The following is a 24,792-nucleotide window of genomic DNA, read 5'->3' as shown; positions in this document are numbered from 1 at the left end:
AGACCAAGAGATGACAGTCGTCCCCATCACATCCCCAGACCTCGATGCGGCAGAAGTGTCGTGGTTCTCGGCGCTCTGCTCGGATGACTATCAGTTCCTCGGTGTGCCCGATGGGGATCTGCGCTCATCCTGGGCGCATTGTTCCGACATCGTGAAAGAGGCCGAGGCACAGGGCTTTCGCAACATCCTGTGCCCGTCCTCTTATCAGGTCGGGCAGGACACGCTGTCCTTTGTCGCCGGTTGCGCGCCCATCACGTCCAAGATCAACCTGCTGGCCGCGGTGCGCTGCGGCGAGGTGCAGCCGATCATGCTGGCGCGCACCATTTCGACGCTCGATCACATGCTCGAGGGGCGGCTGACGGTCAACATCATCTCCTCCGACTTCCCCGGAGAGAAAGCGGACAGCGACTACCGCTACCAGCGTTCGCGCGAAGTGGTCGAAATCCTGAAACAGGCCTGGACGCGGGACGAAATCAATTACGAGGGCGAGGTTTACAGCTTCAAAGGTCTCACCACCGACCCCGTGCGCCCCTACCAGACCGGCGGCCCGTTGCTCTATTTCGGCGGCTACAGCCCGTCCGCCCTCGAACTCTGCGGTCAGCACTGCGACGTCTACCTCATGTGGCCCGAGCCACAGGAAAACCTTGCGGGCCGGATGCGCGACGTGAATGCGGTGGCCGAGAAATACAAGCGCACCCTCGATTACGGCCTGCGCGTGCACATGATCGTGCGCGACACCGAGGCAGAGGCCCGCGAATACGCCGACTACATCGTCTCCAAACTCGATGATGAATACGGCCAACTCATCCGTGACCGCGCACTCGATTCCACCTCGCTGGGCGTCGCCCACCAGGCCAAGGCGCGCGAACTGGCGGACAAGTTCGGCTATGTCGAACCCAACCTCTGGACCGGCGTGGGCCGGGCGCGTTCGGGCTGCGGTGCTGCGCTGGTCGGCTCCACCGATCAGGTCATGTCCAAGATCGAAGACTACCAGAAAATGGGCATCCGGGCCTTCATCTTCTCGGGCTACCCCCATCTGGAAGAGGCAAAACATTTCGGCGCGCGCGTCATGCCGCACTTGAAAACCTGCTCGCTGCCCCATGCTTATGGTCGGGTGCCCACAAGCGCCCCCGCAACACCCCTTGCCGCAGGAGAGCGCCGCTAATGGACCGCGTCCAACTATCAAATTCCCTCGAACTGTCGCGCCTGGTCTATGGCATGTGGCGCCTGGGCGATGATCCCGACACATCCGTCGCCCATATCCAGGCCAAGATCCACGCCTGCCTCGATCAGGGCATCACCACCTTCGATCAGGCCGACATCTATGGCGGCTACACGGCCGAAGCGATCTTTGGCACCGCGCTCAAGGCCGATACAGGCTTGCGCGCCAAGATGGAGATCGTGACCAAGTGCGACATCGTCGCCCCAGCCGGGCGGCACGCAAACGCACCGGGCAAGTATTACGACACCTCCCGCGCGCATATCGAGGCCTCGGTGAACCACTCGCTTGCCGATATGGGGATCGAGCATATCGACCTGCTGCTGATCCACCGCCCCGACCCGTTTATGGATCACCACGAAACCGGTGCTGCACTGGATGATCTGGTGACCTCCGGCAAGGTCGGCAATGTCGGCGTGTCGAACTTCCGCCCCTATGACTTCGAACTGCTGCAATCGGGGATGAAAACACCGCTGGTCACCAACCAGATCGAAATCTCGCTGGGCGAGATCAACCCGTTCACCAATGGCGATCTGGCCTTCCACCAGCGCCACGGCCATCACATCATGGCATGGTCGCCCCTGGGTGGTGGCGCGCTGATGGCGGGCAGCGAAACACTTGGTGCCGCGCTGGACGAGATTGCGGGCGAGAACGGCGTTGACCGCGCCGCTGTCGCCGTTGCCTTCCTGCTGGCGCACCCCGCTGGCATCCTGCCCGTGATGGGCACCAACAACCTGGACCGGATCAAGCGGATCAGCGACGCCACGCGCGTTACGCTCGACCGCCCCACATGGTTCCGCCTTTACGAGGCGGCCCTTGGACACGAGGTGGCCTGATGACGATGCAAAGCCCGAACCAACCCACAGTCTTTTCCCCGGACGCAAACAGCAGCCGCCAGTTGCGCGACGCGTTTGGCAAGTTCGCCACCGGGATCACGGTGATCACGGCCCCCAGCGTGGACGGCCCCATCGGGATCGTCGCCAACAGCTTTTCCTCCGTGTCGCTCGACCCGGCCCTTGTGCTGTGGTCGGTGGACCGCACCGCGCGGCGCTTTCCCTATTTCGACGCCGCCGATCACTACGCGATCCACGTGCTGGCCGCCGAACAGCAGGACCTCTGCACGCAGGTGGCGCGCAACGCGCATGCCCTGAATGACTTGCCGCACACGCTGAACGCGGATGGCGTTCCGCTGATTGATCATTGCCTTGCGCGGTTTGAATGTCGCAGGGTGGCCGCACATGATGCGGGTGACCACGTCATTGTCGTGGGCCAGGTCCAGCGCACCGAAATGCGCGACGGCCAGCCGCTCACATTCTACGGGGGCAACTTCGGCTCCATCTCGTCCTAAGGACGCGAAAAACGACCCGCCCGCGGGGTGAAAGCGGAAAATGGGCCACGGCGGAACAAACTGCCGGGCGACCGACAAAGGGAGGGCCCTTCATGGGCTTGTTGCTGACGGTGCTTGCACCGCTCGCTTGGGTGAATGCACTCGTGCTCAAAATTGGGCGCGGTGTCGGCATCGTTGCCATCGCCTTCATGGTGGCCGCCATCCTGATCCAGGTGGTGGCCCGTTACCTTTTCAACAACGCGCTGCCCTGGCCGGACGAGGCCGCCCGCTTCTGCATGCTGTGGATGACGGGGCTCATGGCCCCCACGGCGTTCCGGCGCGGCGGGTTCGTGGCGCTCGACATGATCTCGGGGTTCCTGTCCAAGCGCGTTGCGGCGGTGCTGGCCCTGATCCTGCTGCTGATCTCGATCATGATCCTGATCATGGCCGTGCAGATCGGGTTCAAGGAAGTCACCGGCTTTGGCGGGCGCTTCGCCACCGCGTCCCTCTACCTACCCACCTTCGACGGCTGGTTCCGCGTGCCGCGCAGCTGGATGATGCTGTCGCTGTTTGTCGGTGTGATCCTGCTGCTCGCCGTCAATGTCGAACTGATCCTGCGCAGCCTGATCCAGATGATGGGCGGCGGTGATCGTCTGCCCGACCTCGATATTCCCGACATGCAAGGAGCCGAATAATGCTGATATGGTTCCTGCCGCTATTCTTGCTGTTCCTTCTGATCGGTTTGCCGGTCTTCTTCGGCCTGCTCGCCGCACCCGGCCTCTTGCTCTGGATGAACGGGCAGGAAAAGGACATCACGCTGCTTTACCGCAATGTCTACAACGGCATGGACAGCTTTCCGTTGATGGCCATCCCGTTCTTCATGCTGGCGGGCGAGTTGATGAACAAGGGCGGGATCACCATCCGCCTTGTCCAGTTCTCCCAGGCACTGATGGGCCACCTGCGCGGCGGCCTCGCGCAGGTCAACGTGCTGTCCTCGATCCTCTTTGCGGGCCTGTCGGGGTCTGCCGTGGCTGACACCTCCGCACTCGGCTCCATGCTGATCCCCGCGATGGAGAAGGAAGGCTACACCCGCCGCTTCGCCGCCGCCATCACCGCCGCCAGTTCCGTCATCGGCCCGATCATCCCGCCCTCGGGCATCATGATCATCTACGCCTATGTGATGGGGGAATCCGTCGCCGCGTTGTTCCTCGCGGGCATCGTGCCCGGCATCATGGTCGGCGTCGGCCTGATGGTGATGATCCGCGTCACAGCGGACAAATACGACTTGCCGGCCGCCAAGCGGGTGGAATTCGACGGGGTGGAACTCGGCGCCTTGGAAAGATGGGTCAGCTTTGCGCTCGTCCGGCTCAACATCGGCTTGCTGATCTGGGTCATCGCCCCGCTGCCCGACACATCCGGGCTCATGACGTGGGTCACGTTCCTCGCCTCCGTCGCGGTGGCCCATGCGCTGATGCTGGCGCTGCGCACGCAGGTGAGCAGCGAATTCCGCACCATCTGCAAACGCGCCATCGTGCCGCTGCAAACGCCCGTGCTGATCCTCGGCGGCATCCTCGGGGGGGTCTTCACCCCGACCGAGGCGGCTGCCGTCGCCGTGGCCTACGCCCTGTTCGTCGCATTCTTTGTCCTGCGCACCATGTCGCTCAAGGACCTGCCCGACATCCTCAGCCGCGCAGGACTGACATCCGCAGTCGTCCTTCTGCTGGTCGGCGCGGCCATGGCGTTCAAGACCGTCGTGTCGCTGTCTTACGCACCGCAGATCCTCGCCGACTACATCCTGACGCTGTCGGAAAACCCGCTGATCCTGCTGTTCCTGATCAACCTGCTGCTGTTCATCGTCGGCATGTTCCTCGACGCAGGGCCCGCGATCATCATCCTTGGCCCGATCCTCGCGCCGATCTTCACCGATCTGGGCGTCGACTCGATCCACTTTGCCATCATAATGTCAGTGAACCTGACCGTGGGGCTGGCAACGCCGCCCATGGGGCTTGTGCTGTTCGTCGCCGCGGCGGTGAGCAAGGAAAAGGTCGAAACCATCGCCAAGGCCATCCTGCCTTTCCTCGCGGTCGAAATCGCGGTGATCTTCCTGATCACCTACGTGCCCGCAATTTCCATGACCATTCCCCGCCTGACGGGGTTTGCAAACTGATCCAAGAGCTTAACGGGAGGACTTACCACAATGCTCAAAACGACCCTGAAAACCCTCACGGCCGCCGCGCTTGTCGCGGGTTCGGCCATGATGGCGTCTGCGCAGGACTACACGATCCGCGCCACCGCCAACTCCAACACCAATGACGAAGATTATGACGGCCTCGTCGTGTTCAAGAACTATGTCGAGGCGGCCAGCAACGGCGCCATCGCCGTGGAACTCTTCATCGGCACACAGCTTTGCTCGAACGGCGCGGAATGCCTGCAAGGCGTGGCTGACGGCAGCATTGATGTCTACATCTCCACCTCCGGCGGGGCCTCCGGCATCTTCCCTTACGTGCAGGTGCTCGACCTTCCCTACCTGATGGCCGACGACCGCATCGCCGAACACGTGCTGTCGGGTGACTTCACCCGCACCATGCGCGACATGGCGCTGGAAGACTCCGGTGACGCGATCCGTCTGATGACCATCGGCAACACCGGCGGCTGGCGCAACTTTGCCAACACCAAGCGCCGCGTGGCCGAACCGGGCGACATGGACGGCCTGAAAATCCGCACCGTGGTCGCGGACCTGCCCCAGGAACTGGTCAAGGCGCTGGGCGCCTCCCCAACCCCGATCCCGTGGCCCGAACTGTTCACCTCGTTCCAGACCGGCGTTGTTGAAGGTTCGAAAAACGGCATCACCGACATCATGGGCATGAAATTCCCCGATGCGGGCCTGCAATATGTCACGCTCGACGGGCACGCCTACATGGGTGCGCTCTGGTGGATGAGCAACCAGAACTTCATGGCGATGCCCGAAGACATGCGCCGCGTCGTGGTCGACGGCTTCTATGCGCTGCAACAGGCGACGTTCGCCTCGCCCAAGCGCAAGTCGATCCAGGCCTATGAGGATTTCGTCGCCGGCGGCGGTGACCTCTACGTGCCGACACCCGCACAAAAGGCGGCCTTCGCCGAAGCGGCAACGCCGGTCTATGACTGGTTCAAAGACAACGTGGCCCGCGGCCCCGAAATCTTTGACGCGCTGACCACGGCTGTTGCAGCGGCCGAAGCGGACGTGAACGCCGCGCGGGATGCCGACCTGAACTAAACTGCGTCAGGCTGAAAGGCCCATGCAACAGGAAAGGCCGCCTCGAAAGGGGCGGCCTTTTTCTCACTTTTCGAGTGTCCGCAGTGCGGGGCAGAGCTGCCATTTGCGATCAGCGGCGAAACGGACCGATTGCAAAACCAAATCCTAGAAAACCAAGTATTGCCGCTCCCGGAATTAGACCGAGCGTCCAATCAACCCCGAGAAATGCGAAAGTCGCAGCTCCGATGCCTGCACCGAAAATCGCGCTAACCAAACCGGCGCGCACCTTGAATGCTAAGTCTTTGAGGATCCAGTCAAACATCTTGAAGGTTTCTGACTGGATATCAGCCTTCGTTTCGTCGCGCTTGGCTGCAAGCCATGCCTTTAGCTTTGCTCCATCTGGGTCGCCGTTTGGTTCGTTGTTGTTTTCCATAGTCGTTCTGTTGAACTCTAATTTCGGCTAAACCGTGACGACACTTTGGCGTCTATTTGGCTCCAAACCCGACCTTCGCTGCAAACTGAGACATGTCCGTTGTCTACATCAGTGCCTCTCGGCGTTCCGAAACGGGCTTGATCGGATCACACGCCGCCTGTCTCAATGACAGTTAACCAAGAGTTACCTCGCAATCTCAAACGTTAACGCGCTCCAAATCCAAACAAAGGATGAACGCACATCCCGAACCGGAAATGTACTGTTTGCCCTTCAAACTGCACACTTTCGCAAAAACCACCGGAATCTCGCGATTTCACCCAATCCAAACCGTACATATCGCCCCGGAAACTGTACGTTTTACGCGATCTTAACCACCGCACGCCCCCTTAACCCGACCGTACGGTGCAAAGGCTTTCCAACGGCCTCCCAAGCTGCCAAACTCAGCGAAACGGATACATCCACACCTTGTAATCAGCGACCAGAATATGCGCCCGATTGATCTCTTCCTGCGTCATCTTCTTGACCACCTCTTCCAGCGAAATCGCCGCATCCGGGTCGCCGCCGATGGCGCTCAGCGTGTACCACATGTAGGCGCGCACAAGGTCCGGGGCAGGCATGCCGCGCCCGACCTCGTAGTACCAGCCGACACCGGATTGCGCGCCCGGATGTCCCTTCATGGAACTGCGCAGATACCACTCGAACGCCCGCTCGTCGTCGCGCGGCACACCGAGGCCCATGGCGTACATGACCCCGATCAGTTCTTCGGCATCCGCATTGCCGGATCGCGCCGCTGGCCACAGCGCGGTATAGGCCGCCTCGTACTCCCCGGCCTCCATCAGATCGCGCGCTTCCTCGATTTCCGCCCACGCCGGAAAGGCCATAAAAACAAGGGCTACCGCCAGTTTGCGCATGTGATCCTCCTCGCTGCGTCTCCGGCCTTGGCCGATGGGCTGCCACGCCCTTTGGTCGCAGATGATTTCATCCAACCCGATCCCGCGCAAGCCAAACTGGGCCAATTGCTGTTCTATGACCGCATCCTGTCGGGCAACCGCAATATCGCCTGTTCGACGTGCCACCATCCCGACCTCGGTACCGGCGATGGTCTCAGCCTCGGCATCGGCGAGGGCGGGCAGGGCCTTGGCCCGCAGCGGATGGCCGGTACGGGCGACGACCGCATTCGCAAGCGCATCCCGCGCAACGCGCCAGGCCTTTGGAATCTCGGCGCAAAAGACCTGCACGTAATGTTCCATGATGGACGTCTAAGTGCTGCTGACACCTATGAAAACGGCTTCAACTCGCCAGCGGAGGAGTGGTTGCCAGAGGGGCTCGACAACCTGCTGGCAGCCCAAGCGATCTTTCCCCTCGTTGCCCAATTCGAAATGGCCGGGAACCCGAAAGAGAACGAGGTCGCGGGGGCCGTGCACAACCGGATGGATTACGCCTGGCCGATCCTGACGGATCGCGTGCGCCACATCCCCGCCTATGCCGAAGGATTTGCGGGCGCGTTTGACCACATCACGCGGGCCGAAGACATCACCATTGCCGATATCGCCAACGCGCTGAGCGCTTTCATGATCTGGGAATGGACCAGTTTTGACAGTCCCTTTGACGCCTATCTGGCCGGTGACGCCACCGCGATGACCCCGATGCAAAAGGCGGGAATGGCGCTGTTCTACGGCAATGGCGGGTGCAGCACCTGTCATGCCGGGCCCCTCCTGTCGGATCAGGGGTTTCACGCCATCGGCCTGCCGCCCTTCGGCCCGGGCCGCACCCGGCGGTTCGATCCCATGGTGCGGGATGTCGGCCACATGGGCGAAAGCGACGCGCTCGAGGACGCATATGCGTTCCGCACGCCGATGCTGCGCAACGTGGCCCTGACTGGGCCCTATGGGCACAACGGCGCCTACCCGACGCTTGAAGGGATTGTGCGCCACCACCTTGACCCGTTGCGGGGGTTCGAGATGTGGACACCGGACATGGCGGCGCTGCCAGACGTGCCCTGGCTGGCCCAGGCCGATTTCATGGTCTGGCAGGACAGCCGCGAGATTGCGCGCCAGAAAGCGGCGGTGTCCCTGCAGCGCAACCTGATGAGCAACGCAGGGATCGACGCCCTTGTGTCCTTCCTTGATGCACTGACCGGAGAGAGCGCCAAAGCCGGGCGTCTGGGCGTGCCGAACTCTGTCCCAAGCGGCCTGCCCGTTGATCACGGGCTGAGCGAGTAGGCCGTGGAACACGGGCGCGCAACCTTAGGTATCGGCGCGCGGACGCAAGTGCGCTATATCTTGACATACATGCCCGATACGATTTTGTTGACCTATCAACCAACTCGACTTGCCGTTCAGCCAGGCGCGCATGCACGTTGGATCACGGAGGACCCATACCATGACCACATTCATTAGAACGCTTGCAGGCGCTGTGGCGGTTGCGCTTGTTTCCACTGTCGCGCTGGCATCCGACTGGACCCCACCCGGGCCGATCAAGATGATGATCGGTTTTCGCGCCGGTGGTGGCGCCGACACGCAGGCGCGTCTGATCGCGGAAGAACTGGAAAAGCGCCATGGCTGGCAGATCATACCCGAACAGGTGACGGGCAAGGGCGGGTTGAACCTTGCCGCTGCGCTCAAGGACTCGGCGGCTGATGGCACGGTGATCGGCATGGCCGTGACCGAAACCTTCGGCTACAACATGGCCGCCGCAAATGCGGGCATGAGCCCGGCGGACTTCACCGGAATCTCAACGACGGCCGGGTTCCAGATGGGCGTTGTTTCTCTCAGTTCCAAGGGCTGGTCGAGCATCGATGATGCGGTCGCCGCCGCCAAGGGTGGCGAAGCGCTGCGCTTTGGCGTGATGAGCCCGCGCCTTGCGGACCTCGCCTATCTGCTGGGCAAGGCGCAGGGCGTTGAGTTCAACATCGTGGAGGTGCGCGGCGGCAAGGCCGTCATGGATGGCGTGAACGCGGGCGACCTTGATTTGGGGTTCATGGCCGGGATTCAGGCCAACGGCGTGGCATCCGGTGATCTGGTCAACCTCGCCTCGGCCTTGTCCGTACCGCTGAACCAGACGCCCGATGCGCCGACCTTTGCGGACCTTGGCGTTGCCTTCAATTCGGACGGCCAGTTCCTGTTTGCAGGGCCCGCAGGCATGCCTGCCGAGGCGCAAGAGGCCATGGCCACCGCCATTGCCGACATCATCTCGGACCCTGAAACGGGTGCAGGTGCGCTGATCGCCAAGGCATTCGGCGGCCCGTCCATTGTGGCGGGTGACGCGCTTGCCGCCCAAATGGCAGCCGATTACGAGGCTGCGGGCGCATTGCTCGACGCAGCGTCCGAGTAAGGGGAACTGGCGTGCGGGGCAGGGCAGGCGCTGCCCGGCGCATCCCATTCGAAAGCGCACGATGACCCCGACCGGCACCAGAACGCTTGGCCTGATCTGCGTGATCTTTGCGGTGCTGTGCATCGGGGTTTGGATCCCGCTTGATACCGATACAGGGCTGATCGAACAGGTGCGTCGCCGGGTCGAGATTGGCGATGCGCTGGCCCCGACACTGGCGGCCACGTTCATCCTGCTGGGGGGGATGGGTCTGATCCTTGGGCCAGGCCGGGCAGGGCAGACGGGTGATCCTTTGGGCACCACCCTCGGGTTCGCCGCCGCCATGCTCGCCGTCCTCGTCCTGGGGTTTCTGGTCATGCTCTATGCTGGTCCGCTGGCACTGTCCCTGCGGGGCGAGCCGCTGGAGTATCGCCTGATGCGCGACACGTTTCCGTGGAAATTCATCGGCTTTGGTCTGGGCGGGGTCCTCGCGATCAGTGGTATGATTTCACTGGCCGAGCGGCGCGTAACGGGCCGTGCGATCCTGATCGGGATCGGTGCCGTTCTCGCCATGATCGCACTTTTCGATCTGCCCTTTGATGATCTGCTGCTGCCGCCAAACGGTGATTATTGATGGAGCCGCTCGACTACGTCTGGATGGGCATCCTGGCGGTGTTTCAGGGGCCGGAGGCGTTCAGCCTGATCGGTATCGGCATATCCATCACGCTGACCATGGTCGCGGGTGGCTTTGTGATGGGCATCGTCGTGGGGGCGACACCGGGCCTGGGCGGGCCTATCGCGATGGCGATATCGCTGCCCATCCTGATTTCGGCCTTCGGCTTCACGCCGGATGCGTTGCTGCCGGTCATGGGGTTCCTGATCGGGATCATGAAAGGGGCCACAGTCGGCGGGGCGGTGCCTGCGATCCTGTTCAACACGCCCGGCACGCCTGACAGCTACATGACCACGCTTGACGGCTATCCGATGGCGCAGCGGGGCGAGGCGAAAAAGGCGCTGCGCGTCGCACATTTCGCCTCGGTCACGGGGGATACGTTTTCCGATATCGTGTTGATCCTGTGTGCGCCATTTCTGGCGTTGCTGGTGGAATCCTATCTGGACCTGCCGGAAAAGACCGCCCTGCTGATCCTGTCGCTGTCTTTCATCGCTGCGGTGGTGGGGGGATCGCCGGGCAAGGGTCTGGTCAGCACGGGCCTTGGGCTGCTCGCCGTCTATGTCGGGACGGGCGAAGATTTCTATCCACGCCTGTCGCTCGGCACCGAGACCCTGAACCGGGGGTTCCCGATCGGGGCGGCGATCCTGGGTGTCCTGATCCTGGGCGCGGTGTTTCACCAGATGGCCCAAGTCTATGTGGACCGCTTGACCAAGGGCGCACCAGACATCCCGCAGCCACCTGCGTCAGGCGCGCTTTCTCGCGCGGATATCAGGCAACTCTTCCCGACCATCATGCGCTCGGCAGCGGTCGGGACGGTGATTGGCGCGCTGCCCGGGATCGGCTCAACCCTTGCTGCCACCATCGGCTATACCACCGCCAAGGCGCGCCATGATCGGCGGCGCGCGCCGGATGCGTTGGCCTTTGGTCAGGGCGTGCCCGAAGGGGTCGCGGCGACCGAGGCGGCGAATTCCTCCGTCTCGGGGGCCAACCTGATCCCGGTCTTGTCGCTGGGCATTCCGGGCAATACCGCAGCCGTGTTTCTGATCCTCGCCGCCGAAAGCATCGGCGGCTTCAACCCCGGCCCGTCCGTGTTCAAGTTCACCGTCAGTGAGGTGAACCCCGAACTGGTAATGGCCTTTGGCCTCTTTACCTGCATGTTCGTGGCGAACTTCTTGAACTGGACCGTGGGCGGCGTGTTCATGCGGTCGATGGGTTTTCTTGTGCGCGTGCCCAAGCAGCGCCTGCTGCCTGTGGTCCTGGTGCTGACGCTGACAGCGATCTACGTGCAGGAAACGCGGATGGAGGCGGTGTGGTTCACCATCGCCTTTGGGATCCTCGGCTTTGGGATGCGCCTGATCGACATGTCGCCCTTGCCTTTTGTGATTGCCTTCATTCTGGGGGCCAAGCTGGAAGACAGCGCCCGTCAGGCGTTTTCGGCCACGGGTGGCGATCCGTTTTTCCTGCTGACCAACCCGATTGCCGCCGTCTTCATGGCGATGTCGGTGCTGGTGATCGTGCTCGCGTCACGGCGCAGGGCCTAGCGCCCCTTCCACACAGGATCGCGCTTTTCCGCAAAGGCGCGCGCCCCTTCAAGTTGATCCTCAGAGCGGTAGAGCCGTTCGACCGTCGCCAACTGGCTTTTGGTGATCCGGTTCATCGCGTCCTGAAACTTGGCGTCCTCGGCGTCGCGCACGATTTCCTTGATCGCCGCATAGACCAGCGGCGGGCCAGAGGCGAGGAGGCGGGCAAGCTCCCAGGCCCTGTCCATAAGTGTCCCCGCGGGGACAACTTCGTTCACAAGGCCCCAGCGATGCGCCTCTGCGGCGTCGAACCAGCGGCCTGTCAGCAACAGTTCCATCGCGATGTGATAGGGGATGCGCTTGGGCAATTTGACCGAGGCCGCATCGGCCACGGTTCCCGAATGGATTTCGGGCAGGGCAAAACTGGCGTGGTCTGCCGCAAGTATCATGTCCGCGCTCAGCGCCAGTTCAAGCCCACCGCCACAGGCGATGCCGTTGACGGCGGCAATCACCGGCTTGTTCATGTCGCGCATTTCCTGGAGGCCCCCAAAGCCCCCGACGCCATAGTCGCCATCCACCGCATCGCCATCCGCCGCCGCCTTCAGATCCCAGCCGGGGCAAAAGAACTTTTCCCCGCCCCCGGTGATGATCGCGACACGCAGGTCAGGGTCATCGCGAAAGGCCAGAAACGTCTCGCCCATGATCCTCGAGGTGGCCAGATCAATGGAATTGGCCTTGGGCCGGTCCAGCGTCACCTCGAGGATGGCGCCCTCGCGGCGGGTTTTGATGGGGCTCATGACTCAGGCCTTTCGTATCAGGGCGTCCACCGCAACGGCGCGGTCGGCTGTGCAGATTAGCGGGTTGATTTCAACCTCGCTCAGGGTATCGGCATGTGCAAGAACGTAGGCTTGTATCGCCATCACGGCCTTTGTGATCTTCGCCATGTCCGCTGCGGGTTTGCCACGGAACCCATGCAGCACGGGTGCCGTTTTCAGGCGGGCCAAGGCTGGTGCAACCTCCGCCTCGTTCACCGGCAGTAGCAGCGACACGGTGTCTTCTATCAACTCGGTCATCACCCCGCCCGCGCCGAGCGTGAGGACAAAGCCGTGCGCCGGGTCGCGGGTGACACCGATCAGCAATTCCGCAACGCCGCCTGTCACCATCTCTTCGATCAGGATGTGGTCCGTGCCGATCTTGCGGGCGATATCTGCAGCTTGCGATGCAGGCACACTCAAATGGACCGCCCCCGCCTCGGTCTTGTGCGCGAGGCCAACGCCCTTGATGGCGAGCGGGCCTGCGAGTTGCGCCGCCGCCGCTTCAACGTCGGACACCGTGGTGGTGATGTGTCGTGGCACGTCCAGGCCAAGGGCAGCCAGCGCATCCTTCGCTTCTGCCTCGGTCAAGGTTTGGGTTGGCGCGGCTGTGCCCGGCAGACACAGCGCAGCCGCGTGGGGCGGGGTAATCTGCGCGGCGGCTTGGGTGGCGGCCAGCGCCTCGCGCAAGCCGTAGAAGGGGATCACGCCACCCGCCATCAGCGTGTCCGCCGTGCCTTGCGGCATCAGTTCCGACAGTGTCGCCACAACTGCAAAGGGGCGCTGCGTGTCGGCATGTACGCGTAAGGCGGCTTGCGTTGCGCACGCCCAGTCCGATGCATCCGTCACAGGGTAGTCGACAATTGAAAAGGTCATGTCGATATCCGCACCTGTCATCCCGGCCCAGGCACGTGCCATCGTGTCGGCATCGCGCCAGATGTAGGTGTGGTAATCCAGCGGATTGCCAAGCGCGACGATCGGGCCAAGCGCCGCGCGCAACTGCGTGATCTGCTCTGGGCGCAGCGCAGGAAAGGTCAACGCCGTCTCAAGCGCCATATCGGCCATCAGGCTGGCCTCGCCCCCGAGCAACTGATCGACGCGATCCGGGTGCCCCGCAGCGGGCCATGGCAATGCAACAGCTTCAATGTCTCAAGGAAATCAGGCAGCGTGCGCAGCCGGGGAATGCCAAGCCGTTCAAGCAGGGCCTGCGCGCCCGCATCGCTGCCTGCAAGGGAGGCCGTGTGCGAGATCGTCGCCTGTTTCGCCTGATCCGATGCACCGACCTTGAGGGCGATCAGCGGGATACCCTTGGCGTGGGCTTTTGCCGCCAACGCCTCCCATTCCCGCAGATCGCCAAAGCCCTCGATGTGCAGCCCGATGGCTGTGACGCGCGGGTCCTCCAGAAGCGACATGGCGATCCGGGCCTGGCTGGTCTGCGCCATGTTTCCACACGTGACCGTATAGGCGATGGGCAGGGCGCGTTGCTGCATGGTGAGGTTGATGGCGATGTTCGAACTTTGCGTCAGGATCGCGACACCGCGATCCACGGATGTGCACCCGTGCTGGTCGGGCCACAACAGCGCGCCGTCCAGCGCGTTGATAAAGCCATAGCAGTTCGGCCCCAGGATCGGCATGTCGCCCGCAGCGGCGACGAGGCGAGACTGTAGATCCTGGCCTGTCACGTCTTCGGCCACCGCCTCGGAAAAGCCGGAGGCAAAGCAGACGGCCCCGCCCGCGCCAATCGCTGACAGGTGTTCCACGATGTCGACAGTCGCGTGGCGGTTGACGCCGATGAAGACAGCGTCCGGCGGCGCAGGCAGATCGTCGATCGAGGGAAAAGCGCCATGCCCGGCCACCAGTGCGGCCTTGGGGTGGACGGGCCAGATGGCGCCATCAAACCCCATCGCTTCGCACTGTTGGATGACGGCGTTGCACCACGCGCCGCCCCCGATCACCGCGATGCTGCGCGGCCTGAACAACCGCTCCAAACTCTGCACGGGTCAGGCCCCCAGAGGGCGCAGCAGATCGCGGGAGATGATGTGGCGCTGGATTTCGCTGGTGCCGTCCCAGATCCGTTCGACCCGCGCATCGCGCCAGAACCGTTCGATGGGAAAGTCGTCCATCAGCCCCATCCCGCCATAGATTTGCAGGGTGGCATCCGTCACCCGCGCCAGCGTTTCCGAGGCATAGAGCTTGGCCGACGCAATTTCACGGTTTGCGGGCAGTGCCTGATCCAAACGCCAGGCTGCGGCCAGTGTCAGCCAGTCGGCGGCGTCGATCTCGGTGATCATGTCCGCGATCTGAAACCCGACGCCCTGGAACTTGCCGATGGGCTGGCCGAACTGCTTGCGCTCGGCCGCGTAGTTCAGGGCGTAGTCGAAACAGCGCCGCGCGCGACCGACGGAAAAGGCAGCGACGGTCAACCGAGTGGCATAAAGCCATTCGTTCATCACGGCGAAACCGCCATCGACCTCGCCCAGAACCTGCGCATCCGGCAAACGGCAATCGTCAAAGTCGAGAATGCAGTTCTTGTACCCTTTGTGGCTGACCGAGTTGTAGCCCGCGCGCACCTCGAACCCCGGCGTGCCGCGATCCACCAGAAAGGTGGTGATCCGTTTCTTGGGGCCTTTGGGGGTATCATCGACACCCGTCGCGATGAACACGATAAAGAAATCCGCGTGATCTGCGCCCGAGATGAAATGCTTGGATCCGTTGATGACCCAATCGCCCCCATCGCGCACCGCACTGCACTTCATGCCCCGCACGTCCGATCCCGCATCCGGTTCGGTCATGGCCAATGCGTCCATCCGTTCGCCGCGCACGGCGGGCAACAGGTAGCGTTCGCGCTGTTCACCGTTGCAGGCCATCAGGATGTTCTGCGGACGCCCGAAAAAGTGGGTCAGCGCCATCGAGCCGCGGCCAAGCTCGCGTTCGACAAGCGTGAAATCGAGGTGGCTGAGGCCCGCGCCGCCCACCTCCTCCGGGAAGTTGCAGGCATAAAACCCCAGATCAATGACCTTGCGCTTGATCTCTTCCCCGAGCTCTTGGGGCACATGGCCCGTCCGCTCGACCTCGGCTTCGTGCGGATAGATCTCGTTCTCGACAAAGCTGCGAACGGTCGAGACGATCATCTCCTGTTCGCCGGTCAGGCCAAACTGCATCGCGGAATTCCTTGCATCGTGCTGGCGCAAAGCAAAGCGCAGCTTGTGTCGGCATGCTGTGCAGAGTTAGCTGTGAACCATGCAAGGTTAGGATAAAATCATGCCGCATCCGCAGCGCATCGACATTCTGTTGTTTGACCGGTTTTCCAACCACTGCCTTGCCAACACGGTCGAGCCGTTGCGCGCGGCCAACATGCTGTCAGGCCAGAGCCTTTATCACTGGCGCTTTTTGACGCTGGATGGGCAGCCCGTTGCCAGTTCCAGCGGGATGGAGGTGACCCCGATCGCCGCCCTTGGGCCGGGCAGAGGTGACATGCTGTGCGTCATGCCGTCCTACGGCGTGCGGTCGCTGGATCGCTGGGACGTCATCCGACCGCTGCGCCGGGCGGCAGGCCAGTACCAAACGCTCGCCGGGTTCGACACGGGCAGCTGGCTTTTGGCGCGCGCCGGGCTGCTCGAGGGGCGCAGGGCCACGATCCACTGGGACGAGCTGACCGCCTTTGCCGAAGCGTTTCCCGACGTCCTTGCCGTGCGCGAACGGTTTGTCATGGAGGGTGATCGCATCACCTGTTCGGGTGCCATGGCGGCGTTCGATCTGGTGTCTCAACTGATTGCAAAGGCCCATGGCCCGCTCTTGGCGATGGACGTGGCGCAACTGTTCATGACGAATGAAACTGTACCGCATGCCGGTCGGATGCCGCTGGTGACGGGCAAAACAGCCGCCCGCGCTGTCGAGATGATGCAGGCCAATCTGGAACATCCGCTGAGCATCCCGGCGCTCGCGCGCAGCCTTGGATGCACGCAAAAGACGCTAGAGGCGCGGATGCGCACGGCGCTTCAGGCGACACCCCAATCCGTGTATCTGCGCTTGCGTTTGAACCATGCCTGCCAGCTTTTGCGTGACACGGATTACCCGATTTCAGAGATTGCCGGACGGTGCGGATATGAAAACGCCAGCGCCATGACACGCGCCTTTCGATCGGCGTTCCGGCAGACCCCGAGGGATTTTCGGCAGGGCGTCTGAGTTTCGTATTGCCATGCGATACAAGGTGTCGATTTTCCCACTGCGCGCTATGCGCATTGAAAACCATCTGCTACCAAAAAATGAGCGCGAGGATATCTGGCGCCGAGAACCGGGACTGGAACAAGACGGAAAACACCATCGTGGCGCACGCTTTGATGACCAAAGAAATCCGCAGGGCCATCGTCGGTATTCCCTTTCAAAACGAGGGAGTATCTGCCCGCTAGTCCGTTCTATTTCATGGGAGGAAGAAAATGAAACGGATCGCTACAATTGTGACAGCCGCGCTGTTGGCGGCATCGCCGGGCCTGGCGCAAGTCAGTATCACGGCGGAAACCGCCGCACCCGGTGGTGCGCCCTATCTGTCGACCACGACGCTGGGCGAAGTCGCCTCTGCCGCGGGTGTCGCGGATTTCCAGGTGCTGGACAGCCAGACCCTGACCAATTCATTGCAGAACGTTGCCGAAGGCAAATCCGATATGACGGCCGTGCCGTTCATCCTGCCCTTTCTGTTGTCCAAAGGTGCGGGCCCGTATGGCAAGTTGGGGCCCGAAAAGGGCGCCGAGCTGATCGCGAATGTGCAGGTGCTCTACACCTACAACTTCGGCGGCATGAGCCTGTATCACTATAACAGCTCACCCGTGAAAGGCTGGGGCGATCTTGAGGGCAAGAACGTTGTGAACGGCCCGCCGCGCGGTGGGGCGCTGTCCAATGCACGCGCGCTGATCAAGATCGCGACGGGCCTTGACGATGGCAGCGGCTATACCGGCGTGCAGGCCAACTGGGGCCAGATCGTCAAGACGATCACCGATGGGTCCGGCGATGCGGTCGTGTTGCCGATCTACTTTCCCGACAGCCGCATGATCCAGGCCTCCGCCAGTGGCGAGATGACCCTGCATTCTGTCCCGCGCGAGATTTTCGAAGGCGAGGCCATGCAGAAATACCTCAAGAGCCCGGGCACCGTGCCGTTTGTCTTTGATTTGACCGGGTATACACCGCCCGACGGCATCACGGTTGTGTCCGAGGATGACACGTTCCGCTCGCCCGCGACGGCGGGTGGCGAAGTCGTGCAGGCCTCGATGGACTTCGACTTGGCCAAGTCGTTGACAGCGGCCTATCTCGCCAATCTCGACACGCTGATGGCCAAGGCACCATTTGCACGAAACGTTTCGTTCGGGGGGATTGATGCGGTGGTGACCGGCATGTGCGGCCCCAATCCGCTGAAGTATCATCCCGGTGCCGTCGCTGCGTGGGAAGAGGCCGGGTATACCGTGCCCGACTGCGCCAAGCCGTAATCGTTAACAAACACCTTTCGGGCCCTGCACCAGTCAGGGCCTGAACAGGCCGGGGCGGGGGGCGCAGATGAGCGAAGACGAAGACATAACAGCCAAGGATCGCGCCCAGAAAATCGTGTATTGGCTGGCCCTTGGCATGGTGATCGTGGGCCTTTTGAACGCCATGCCGGGTATCCCGGGCATCGACCTGTTCGTACGCAATGTGACGGGCATCGATTGGCTGATCATTCGCAAGTTTCCGTTCGAATATTACTACCCCATCTACTTTGCCGCGATGATGCTGACGGTTGCGCTGCATCATTCGATGTGGCGCGCATGGCGGGGCAAGAGCGGGGCGCGGCGGTCTTTCGGTCTGTTCATGGACGTGGCCCTCGTGGTGATGGCCGTGACGGTGGCGTTCACCTACATGAACGAGATCGAGTCTGTCTGCCTTGTCGATCAGATCACCGGGGATCGCGCCCGCATCATCGCCGAGATGCTCGAGATCGAAAAGGAAAACGCCGCCCTGTTCGGCCTGCCCGAGCCGAGCACCGTGGATGATCCCAAATGCATCAACTCGGTCGGAGGCTGGCTCGTGGCCATCCTTGCCACGGCGATCCTCGTGTTTCTGGCCTATAACGTCAAAGTCTGGGGCCTGCCCCTTGTCCTCGTCGCGATCCTGATTGCGGGCTACACCATCGCCACCGTCATGGTCTGGTACTACTTTGGCACCGAGGGCATCGACAAATATCTGGTGACCAAGCTGGGGGGTGAGCCGCGCCAACTGGTCGATGGCTATCCGCGCCTGCATGATGTGCTGACCAACAATGCGAGCGGCCTTTTGGGCCGGTTCATGGACATCATCCTGAACGAGATTTTCCCCTACCTCATCCTTGGCTCGCTCTTTGGTGTCTCTGCCGGGGGCAAATCGCTGATCAAACTGGCCTTTCGCTGGACGCGCAACTTACGCGGTGGTCCGGCCCACGCGGCCATCGTATCCTCGGCCATGTTCGGCACGATCTCGGGCGGGCCGGTGGTCAATGTCTTGTCGACCGGCGTGCTGACCATCCCGATGATGCTGCGGCGCGGATTTTCCAAGGTCTTTGCGGGCGGGGTCGAGGCGGCGGCCTCCTCCGGCGGGTCGATCATGCCCCCGGTCATGGGCGTTGCAGCCTTTGTCCTCGCTGCGCTGACGGCTGTTCCTTACGGCCAGGTGATCGTTGCGGCCATGATCCCGGCACTTGCCTATTTCCTCTGCCTATTCCTGTCGGTCGTGTTTCAGGCCCGCAAGCAAAAGATCGAAGCGATCGGAGAGTTGACGGATGACATGCGTTTTGAACGGCAGGACTATCTGAACCTTGCCATGATCTTTGGCCCGATCCTGCTGATCCTGTTTGTGCTGCTCAGTTCCAAGGAAAGCATCGGCTGCGGGTTGTTTGGCGGCCTGTTTGGTGCCGAGCGTGTGTTTGCGGACGGCACTTGCCAGATCCAGTCGCTGTCCTGGTATCTCAAGCTGGTGCAAAATGCTGCCGGTGATGTGGGCAGCGCCGGGTGGTATGCCGTCATGCTGCTGATTGGCCTGTTGTTCCTTGACCCCGAAATGCGCGCGCGGCCCCGCCGCATTCTTGATGCGCTGTCGGATGCAGGCATCCTGATTTCCACGCTGTACCTCATGTTCCTTGCCGTCTCGATCATCGACTTCTGTCTCAAGTTCACGGGGCTGCCCTTCTTTATCTCGCTGGACGTGCTGCAATGGTTGCAAAGCCTCAGCCTTGGTGGGGACGGGTCGGTCGTGTTCCAGTTCATGGCGCTGTTCCTGACCATGTTGCTGGCCGTTCTTCTGGGGATGGGGATGCCTGCGGTGCCTGCCTACATCAACGTGGCCCTTTTGATGGGGCCGGTCTTGGCGGGCTTGGGCATCTCGATCTTTGCCGCGCATATGTTCATCTTCTACTTCGCGGTTGCGTCCTCGATCACGCCGCCGGTTGCGATTGCGGCCTTTGCCGCGGCGACGATCACGCGGGCCGAGCCGATGGCGACCGGCTTTTCTGCCGTGCGGTCGGGCATCGTGATGTTTGTCATTCCTTTCGTCTTTGCCATGTACCCCGAAATCCTGATCATCGAGGATGCGATGATTGACCCGTCGTCCCAGGCCGGGCAGATCACCTATCTGCCGGGCTATGACGGCACGGTCGATTGGGGGGCAACGTCGATCCTGCTTGGGCGGATCGTGCTGGCGCTTTATCTGCTGGCCAGCGCCCTGGCGGCTTTCGACCGGGTGCGCCTGACCTGGGTCGAGATCGTGGCGCGCCTTGCTCTCGCCGCCGTTGTGCTGGCAGGCCCGGCGCAGGTCTATGTGCCTGCAACTATTGCGGCTGTTCTGGTGCTGGGCCTACACTACGTGCGTGCAGGGCGGAGTGTGCGGGCCGTGACCTGAGGCATTGGCCAACCGCATTGGGGACAACAAAGATGCAGATCATCGTCGCAGGCGCTGGGATCGTCGGGGTGTCGTGCGCCATCTGGCTGCAACGTGCGGGTCACGACGTCACTCTGGTGGACCGTGCGGGCCCTGCGGCGGGGACAAGCCACGGCAATGCGGGTGTGTTGGCGGCAGGGGCTGTCATTCCGGTGACTGCACCGGGTCTGCTGCCCCGCGTGCCGGGCATGATTTTCAGCCCGAACGCGCCGCTGTTCCTGCGCTGGTCCTACCTGCCCAAACTCCTCCCCTTTCTCATGCGCTACCTGCCGCACGCCAATGACGCGCATGTGGATCGCTATGGCACAGCCATGTCGATGTTGCTGCACGACACGGTCGAGCAGCATCGCGCCCTCGCCAAGGGCACAGGCGCCGAGCGTTACATCGGCGCCGAAGACTACTGCTTTGGCTATGCAACCAGAGCGGCCTTCGAGGCGGATGCCTATTCCTGGGGCAAACGGGACGCATTGGGATATGAGTACGACGTTTTGGACGGTGCGACCTATGTTGCGCATGACCCGCTTTATGACGGCGTTTTCGAAACCGTTGTGCGCTGCAAGAACCATGGCCGCATTTCCGATCCGGGCCGCTATGTGCAGGCCCTTGCCGATCACTTCGTCGAGCAGGGCGGCACCCTGCACATCACCGACATCACGGATGTGGACGTGGTCGATGGTGCCATTGACGCGCTGCACACAAAGGATGGCGTGCTGCGCGCGGATCGCATCGTCTTTGCCATGGGGCCATGGTCCAAGGCGATTGCGCACAAGCTGGGGGTCAAGGTTCCGTTCGAGAGCGAGCGGGGCTATCACATCGAACTGGTGAACCCGTCGCACATGCCGAAATCGCCCATGATGGTGGCCAGTGGCAAGTTTGTCATAACGCCGATGGACGGGCGGTTGCGCGCGGCGGGTGTCATCGAATTCGGTGGCCTCAGGAACGGCCCGAGCCGGGCACCGTTCGCGTTTCTGCGCAGGCAGATTGCGCAGCTTTTGCCGAACGTCACCTATGATCACGTGGTCGAGTGGATGGGGCACCGTCCGGCCCCGGCTGACAGCCTGCCGCTCATCGGTGCCAATGATCCGGGCGGGCGCAGCTATTCTGCCTTTGGGCACCAGCACGTTGGCTTGACAGGTGGTCCCAAAACGGGTCGGATCATCGCGGATCTGATCGAGAACAAAAAGCCGAACGCAGATTTGGCACCGTTTGATCCGATGAAATACGCCGCCCGCTAGAGGCCGCACACTGGGAGAGTATCCATGAAAACAATTTTGAAAACGACGTGCGCGACGGCTGTTGGCGTTGCGTTTGCCGGGGTGGCCCTGGCCGACGGGCATGCGCAGTCCTGGGACATGCCGATGGCCTACGCGGCGACAAACTTTCATTCCGAGCACGGCGTGATCTTTGCCGACAAGGTGCGCGAATATACCGATGGTGCCATCGACATTACCGTCCACGCAGGCGGATCGCTGTTTGGCGGCGGTGACATCAAACGCGCCATTCAAACCGGCCAGGTGCCGATTGGCGAGCGGTTCATGTCCGCCCACGCAAACGAGGCCCCGCTGCTGGGCTGGGACAACCTGCCCTTCATCGCCACCAGCTACGAGGACAACGCCAAGCTGTGGGCCGCAGCCAAGGATACGGTCAACGCCCGACTGGCGGACCTGAACCTTGTTGCGCTCTACACCTGCCCGTGGCCCGGTCAGGGGTTCTACTTCAACAAGGAAGTCGCCTCTTCCGCCGACACCCAAGGCATCAAGTTCCGCTCGTATAACTCGGCCACCGCCACCTTCGCCGAAGAGCTGGGAATGATCCCCGTCCAGATCGAAGCGGCAGAGCTGAGCCAGGCGCTCGCCACCGGCGTCGCCTCTGCCTTCATCTCGTCCGGATCGACCGGATATGACCGCAAGGTGTGGGAGCATCTGAGCCATTACTACAAGGTCAACGCCTGGCTGCCGCGCAACTATGTGATGGTGAACACCCAGGTGTGGGACGGTCTGGACGCAGACACCAAGGCCGGTATTCAGAAGGCTGCGGACGAAACCGCCGCCAGCTGTGCGGCCAAGTCGGCGGAACTGTCTGACTTCTACTTCGAGGAACTGGCCAAGAACGGCATGACCGTCGAAGACGCAGGCCCCGATTTCCTCGCCGAACTGGAAGCCATCGGTGCCAAGATGACAGCCGAATGGCTGGAAACCGCAGGCGCTGACGGTCAGGCCATTCTGGACGCTTATAACGCCAACTAAGGGCGTTGCTCTTTGGGCCAGCCCTGTGATGCGGGGCTGGCCCCTTTCTCCTTATCAATCGAGATTTCGATATGCGCGATTGGTCGCCCGTCATGGGTCTGCCGCTTTGGGTCTGGCTGTTTGTTCTGCCCAGCCTGTTTGCCGTCCTGTGCCTTGTGGCTGGCCCGCGCATTGAGCGGGTGTTGCGCCCGATCTGGCGCGCCCTGGATGGTATTTATGTGGCCAGCGGCATCATTGCGGCCTGTTTCATGGTGACGATCCTTGGCCTGATCGTGGCGGGCATGATCGCGCGCTGGACCAGTGTGGCTTTGCCCGGCACGACCGAGTTCGCAGGCTATGCCATGGCGGCCACGTCCTTTTTCGCACTCAGCCACGCGATGACCCGGGGGGCGCATATCCGGGTGTCGATTATCCTCAATTCAACGGCTTTCCTGAAACGGTGGCTCGACGTCTTTGCCGTCTTTGGCGGCGCGGTGATCGCCACCTATTTCGCGCGCTATGCGATCAAGGCCAACGTGTTCTCCGAAATGCTCAACGACCGGACCCAGGGGCAGGATCAGATCCCTGAATGGGTCGTGACCCTGCTCAGCTTGCCATCCCGCGCGGTTGGAGAGTGGGGGCAGGCCATGGCCGACAGTACGGACAAGCTGATCTATACGCCGGTCTGGATCCCGCAACTGGCGATGTCGATTGGCACCGTCCTGTTGGCGGTGGCCCTGTGGGACACGCTGTACCGCATGCTTGTCACCGGCGTGAATCCCATCGTGTCGGAGTCCGTGGAATGACCGAAGCCTATGCCACAGTCGTTTTCCTGTTCGTTCTGTTCACGCTGCTGGGGTCGTCCATCTGGATCGGTCTTGCGCTGATGGGTGTCGCCTGGGTGGGGATGGAACTGTTTACCACCCGCCCCGCAGGCGATGCGATGATCACCACGATCTGGACGGGGGCCAGCAGCTGGACGCTGACCGCACTGCCGCTGTTCATCTGGATGGGCGAAATACTCTATCGCACGCGCCTGTCCCAGGACATGTTCCGCGGTCTTGCCCCCTGGATGCGCTTTCTGCCGGGCGGGTTGCTGCACACCAACATTGCGGGCTGCACCATATTTGCCGCTGTCTCGGGCTCGTCCGCCGCCACGCTGACGACCGTGGGCAAGATGTCGATCCCCGAGCTGCGCAAGCGCGACTATCCCGAATACATGATCGTGGGTACGTTGGCGGGCGCGGCAACGCTGGGCCTGATGATCCCGCCGTCGCTCACGCTGATCGTCTATGGCGTGTCGATCAACGAAAGCATCATCAAGCTGTTCATGGCCGGTATCATTCCCGGCCTCGTGCTGGCGGGGCTGTTCATGTCCTACATCGTGGCCTGGCACTATTTCCGCCCCGACCAGCGCCCGCCGCCAGAGCCGTCGATGAGCGTGGGCGAGATGTTTTCCGAGAGCCGGTTTCTGCTGCCTGTCTTGTTGCTGGTCTTTGCCGTGATCGGTTCGATGTACTTCGGTTGGGCCACGGCGACCGAGGCGGCGGCGGTGGGTGTGCTTGGCTCGCTCACCCTCGCAGCCTTCCAGCGGTCTCTGACGATGTCTGCCTTTTTTGAAAGCCTGATGGGGGCGACCCGCACCTCGGCCATGATCGCGCTGATCCTGATGGGGGCCGCGTTCCTGTCACTGTCCATGGGCTTTACCGGATTGCCACGGGCACTGGCGGCGTGGATCGACCAGATGAACCTGTCGCCCATCACGCTGATTGCCGCGCTGACGGTGTTTTACGTGATCCTTGGCATGTTTCTGGACGGCATTTCTTCGGTCGTGCTGACCATGGCCATTGTCGAGCCGATGATCCGGCAGGCGGGGATCGACGTGATCTGGTTCGGCATCTTCATCGTTGTGGTGGTGGAAATGGCGCAAGTCACGCCACCCATCGGGTTCAACCTGTTCGTGCTGCAAGGCATGACGCGGCACGACATCGGCTATATCTCCAAAACGGCGATCCCGATGGTGGGCCTGATGCTGCTGATGGTGGTGATCCTTGTGGCCTTTCCGGGCCTTGCCACGTGGCTGCCCGAGAACATCCGGCAATAGGTG

The 24,792-nt window shown here is 62.2% G+C and carries 21 protein-coding genes and 1 pseudogene; 17 read left to right on the top strand and 5 right to left on the bottom strand.

Annotation, left to right across the window (positions count from 1 at the left end):
* Positions 1-10 precede the first annotated feature (10 nt).
* The 6 genes from ACMHLQ_RS08105 (at position 11) to dctP (ending at position 5,802) form a co-directional block, all read left to right on the top strand.
* Complete coding sequence (locus tag ACMHLQ_RS08105; RefSeq protein WP_415405251.1) at positions 11-1,165, top strand: LLM class flavin-dependent oxidoreductase; 1,155 nt, start codon at positions 11-13, stop codon at positions 1,163-1,165.
* A complete protein-coding gene (locus ACMHLQ_RS08100; RefSeq protein WP_415404271.1) occupies positions 1,165-2,055 on the top strand; it encodes an aldo/keto reductase in 891 nt (296 codons plus the stop codon). Before ACMHLQ_RS08105 ends, ACMHLQ_RS08100 begins: the two co-directional genes overlap by 1 nt.
* On the top strand, positions 2,055-2,567 hold the full coding sequence (locus ACMHLQ_RS08095; RefSeq protein WP_415404270.1) for a flavin reductase family protein: 513 nt from the start codon (positions 2,055-2,057) through the stop codon (positions 2,565-2,567). Before ACMHLQ_RS08100 ends, ACMHLQ_RS08095 begins: the two co-directional genes overlap by 1 nt.
* Positions 2,568-2,659: 92 nt before the next feature.
* A complete protein-coding gene (locus tag ACMHLQ_RS08090; protein WP_415404269.1) occupies positions 2,660-3,241 on the top strand; it encodes a TRAP transporter small permease in 582 nt (193 codons plus the stop codon).
* Complete coding sequence (locus ACMHLQ_RS08085; protein ID WP_415404268.1) at positions 3,241-4,713, top strand: TRAP transporter large permease; 1,473 nt, start codon at positions 3,241-3,243, stop codon at positions 4,711-4,713. Before ACMHLQ_RS08090 ends, ACMHLQ_RS08085 begins: the two co-directional genes overlap by 1 nt.
* Positions 4,714-4,743: 30 nt before the next feature.
* A complete protein-coding gene (gene dctP, locus ACMHLQ_RS08080; RefSeq protein WP_415404267.1) occupies positions 4,744-5,802 on the top strand; it encodes a TRAP transporter substrate-binding protein DctP in 1,059 nt (352 codons plus the stop codon).
* A 109-nt stretch (positions 5,803-5,911) separates the two neighbouring features.
* Here dctP and ACMHLQ_RS08075 read toward each other — a convergent pair whose 3' ends face one another.
* Positions 5,912-6,214 (bottom strand): hypothetical protein, encoded by a 303-nt coding sequence (locus tag ACMHLQ_RS08075; protein ID WP_415404266.1) that lies wholly within the window; start codon positions 6,212-6,214, stop codon positions 5,912-5,914.
* Between the two features lie 440 nt (positions 6,215-6,654).
* Positions 6,655-7,125, bottom strand: a complete 471-nt coding sequence (locus ACMHLQ_RS08070; protein WP_415404265.1) for a tetratricopeptide repeat protein — start codon at positions 7,123-7,125, stop codon at positions 6,655-6,657.
* On the opposite strand from ACMHLQ_RS08070, the gene ACMHLQ_RS08065 reads away from it, so the two are divergent.
* The 4 genes from ACMHLQ_RS08065 (at position 7,126) to ACMHLQ_RS08050 (ending at position 11,737) form a co-directional block, all read left to right on the top strand.
* A complete protein-coding gene (locus tag ACMHLQ_RS08065) occupies positions 7,126-8,436 on the top strand; it encodes a cytochrome-c peroxidase (protein WP_415404264.1) in 1,311 nt (436 codons plus the stop codon).
* 160 nt (positions 8,437-8,596) lie between these two features.
* A complete protein-coding gene (locus tag ACMHLQ_RS08060; protein WP_415404263.1) occupies positions 8,597-9,547 on the top strand; it encodes a Bug family tripartite tricarboxylate transporter substrate binding protein in 951 nt (316 codons plus the stop codon).
* Positions 9,548-9,608: 61 nt separating this feature from the next.
* A complete protein-coding gene (locus ACMHLQ_RS08055; protein ID WP_415404262.1) occupies positions 9,609-10,157 on the top strand; it encodes a hypothetical protein in 549 nt (182 codons plus the stop codon).
* Positions 10,157-11,737: a tripartite tricarboxylate transporter permease gene (locus ACMHLQ_RS08050; RefSeq protein WP_415404261.1), complete on the top strand. Its 1,581-nt coding sequence runs from the start codon at positions 10,157-10,159 to the stop codon at positions 11,735-11,737. Before ACMHLQ_RS08055 ends, ACMHLQ_RS08050 begins: the two co-directional genes overlap by 1 nt.
* On the opposite strand, the gene ACMHLQ_RS08045 is transcribed toward ACMHLQ_RS08050, so the two are convergent.
* The 3 genes and pseudogenes from ACMHLQ_RS08045 to ACMHLQ_RS08035 form a co-directional block, all read right to left on the bottom strand.
* Entirely contained in the window at positions 11,734-12,513 is a 780-nt protein-coding gene (locus tag ACMHLQ_RS08045) for a carnitinyl-CoA dehydratase (protein WP_415404260.1), read from the bottom strand. The genes ACMHLQ_RS08050 and ACMHLQ_RS08045 overlap by 4 nt on opposite strands.
* Before the next feature lie 3 nt (positions 12,514-12,516).
* Positions 12,517-14,525 (bottom strand): annotated as a pseudogene (locus ACMHLQ_RS08040) (acetate--CoA ligase family protein).
* A gap of 3 nt (positions 14,526-14,528) precedes the next feature.
* Positions 14,529-15,689 (bottom strand): acyl-CoA dehydrogenase family protein, encoded by a 1,161-nt coding sequence (locus ACMHLQ_RS08035; RefSeq protein ID WP_415404259.1) that lies wholly within the window; start codon positions 15,687-15,689, stop codon positions 14,529-14,531.
* A gap of 100 nt (positions 15,690-15,789) precedes the next feature.
* On the opposite strand from ACMHLQ_RS08035, the gene ACMHLQ_RS08030 reads away from it, so the two are divergent.
* The 7 genes from ACMHLQ_RS08030 (at position 15,790) to ACMHLQ_RS08000 (ending at position 24,789) form a co-directional block, all read left to right on the top strand.
* A complete protein-coding gene (locus ACMHLQ_RS08030; RefSeq protein WP_415404258.1) occupies positions 15,790-16,713 on the top strand; it encodes a GlxA family transcriptional regulator in 924 nt (307 codons plus the stop codon).
* A gap of 251 nt (positions 16,714-16,964) precedes the next feature.
* Positions 16,965-18,005, top strand: coding sequence for a TAXI family TRAP transporter solute-binding subunit (locus tag ACMHLQ_RS08025; RefSeq protein ID WP_415404257.1), 1,041 nt, complete (start codon positions 16,965-16,967; stop codon positions 18,003-18,005).
* 67 nt (positions 18,006-18,072) lie between these two features.
* Positions 18,073-20,421, top strand: a complete 2,349-nt coding sequence (locus ACMHLQ_RS08020) for a TRAP transporter fused permease subunit (RefSeq protein ID WP_415404256.1) — start codon at positions 18,073-18,075, stop codon at positions 20,419-20,421.
* A 32-nt stretch (positions 20,422-20,453) separates the two neighbouring features.
* A complete protein-coding gene (locus tag ACMHLQ_RS08015) occupies positions 20,454-21,695 on the top strand; it encodes an NAD(P)/FAD-dependent oxidoreductase (RefSeq protein WP_415404255.1) in 1,242 nt (413 codons plus the stop codon).
* A gap of 24 nt (positions 21,696-21,719) precedes the next feature.
* Positions 21,720-22,706, top strand: coding sequence for a TRAP transporter substrate-binding protein (locus tag ACMHLQ_RS08010; protein ID WP_415404254.1), 987 nt, complete (start codon positions 21,720-21,722; stop codon positions 22,704-22,706).
* A gap of 71 nt (positions 22,707-22,777) precedes the next feature.
* Entirely contained in the window at positions 22,778-23,491 is a 714-nt protein-coding gene (locus ACMHLQ_RS08005) for a TRAP transporter small permease (protein ID WP_415404253.1), read from the top strand.
* Positions 23,488-24,789 (top strand): TRAP transporter large permease, encoded by a 1,302-nt coding sequence (locus tag ACMHLQ_RS08000; protein WP_415404252.1) that lies wholly within the window; start codon positions 23,488-23,490, stop codon positions 24,787-24,789. The genes ACMHLQ_RS08005 and ACMHLQ_RS08000 overlap by 4 nt, the downstream gene beginning before the upstream one ends.
* Positions 24,790-24,792: the final 3 nt, after the last annotated feature.

It is taken from the genome of Tateyamaria algicola, from assembly GCF_047715485.1.
Lineage (GTDB): Bacteria > Pseudomonadota > Alphaproteobacteria > Rhodobacterales > Rhodobacteraceae > Tateyamaria.
The sequence above is the reverse complement of the archived record's forward strand: the minus strand, read 5'-3'. Positions and strand labels throughout refer to the sequence as shown.

What these genes read in the sequence shown, in the direction of transcription:
- ACMHLQ_RS08045 (WP_415404260.1), bottom strand. Translation starts at nt 12,513, where the DNA reads ATGAGCCCCATCAAAACCCGCCGCGAGGGCGCCATCCTCGAGGTGACG.
- ACMHLQ_RS08090 (WP_415404269.1), top strand. Translation starts at nt 2,660, where the DNA reads ATGGGCTTGTTGCTGACGGTGCTTGCACCGCTCGCTTGGGTGAATGCA.
- dctP (WP_415404267.1), top strand. Translation starts at nt 4,744, where the DNA reads ATGCTCAAAACGACCCTGAAAACCCTCACGGCCGCCGCGCTTGTCGCG.
- ACMHLQ_RS08020 (WP_415404256.1), top strand. Translation starts at nt 18,073, where the DNA reads ATGAGCGAAGACGAAGACATAACAGCCAAGGATCGCGCCCAGAAAATC.
- ACMHLQ_RS08095 (WP_415404270.1), top strand. Translation starts at nt 2,055, where the DNA reads ATGACGATGCAAAGCCCGAACCAACCCACAGTCTTTTCCCCGGACGCA.
- ACMHLQ_RS08010 (WP_415404254.1), top strand. Translation starts at nt 21,720, where the DNA reads ATGAAAACAATTTTGAAAACGACGTGCGCGACGGCTGTTGGCGTTGCG.
- ACMHLQ_RS08055 (WP_415404262.1), top strand. Translation starts at nt 9,609, where the DNA reads ATGACCCCGACCGGCACCAGAACGCTTGGCCTGATCTGCGTGATCTTT.
- ACMHLQ_RS08060 (WP_415404263.1), top strand. Translation starts at nt 8,597, where the DNA reads ATGACCACATTCATTAGAACGCTTGCAGGCGCTGTGGCGGTTGCGCTT.
- ACMHLQ_RS08105 (WP_415405251.1), top strand. Translation starts at nt 11, where the DNA reads ATGACAGTCGTCCCCATCACATCCCCAGACCTCGATGCGGCAGAAGTG.
- ACMHLQ_RS08075 (WP_415404266.1), bottom strand. Translation starts at nt 6,214, where the DNA reads ATGGAAAACAACAACGAACCAAACGGCGACCCAGATGGAGCAAAGCTA.
- ACMHLQ_RS08015 (WP_415404255.1), top strand. Translation starts at nt 20,454, where the DNA reads ATGCAGATCATCGTCGCAGGCGCTGGGATCGTCGGGGTGTCGTGCGCC.
- ACMHLQ_RS08030 (WP_415404258.1), top strand. Translation starts at nt 15,790, where the DNA reads ATGCCGCATCCGCAGCGCATCGACATTCTGTTGTTTGACCGGTTTTCC.
- ACMHLQ_RS08050 (WP_415404261.1), top strand. Translation starts at nt 10,157, where the DNA reads ATGGAGCCGCTCGACTACGTCTGGATGGGCATCCTGGCGGTGTTTCAG.
- ACMHLQ_RS08100 (WP_415404271.1), top strand. Translation starts at nt 1,165, where the DNA reads ATGGACCGCGTCCAACTATCAAATTCCCTCGAACTGTCGCGCCTGGTC.
- ACMHLQ_RS08025 (WP_415404257.1), top strand. Translation starts at nt 16,965, where the DNA reads ATGAAACGGATCGCTACAATTGTGACAGCCGCGCTGTTGGCGGCATCG.
- ACMHLQ_RS08005 (WP_415404253.1), top strand. Translation starts at nt 22,778, where the DNA reads ATGCGCGATTGGTCGCCCGTCATGGGTCTGCCGCTTTGGGTCTGGCTG.
- ACMHLQ_RS08000 (WP_415404252.1), top strand. Translation starts at nt 23,488, where the DNA reads ATGACCGAAGCCTATGCCACAGTCGTTTTCCTGTTCGTTCTGTTCACG.
- ACMHLQ_RS08085 (WP_415404268.1), top strand. Translation starts at nt 3,241, where the DNA reads ATGCTGATATGGTTCCTGCCGCTATTCTTGCTGTTCCTTCTGATCGGT.
- ACMHLQ_RS08035 (WP_415404259.1), bottom strand. Translation starts at nt 15,689, where the DNA reads ATGCAGTTTGGCCTGACCGGCGAACAGGAGATGATCGTCTCGACCGTT.
- ACMHLQ_RS08070 (WP_415404265.1), bottom strand. Translation starts at nt 7,125, where the DNA reads ATGCGCAAACTGGCGGTAGCCCTTGTTTTTATGGCCTTTCCGGCGTGG.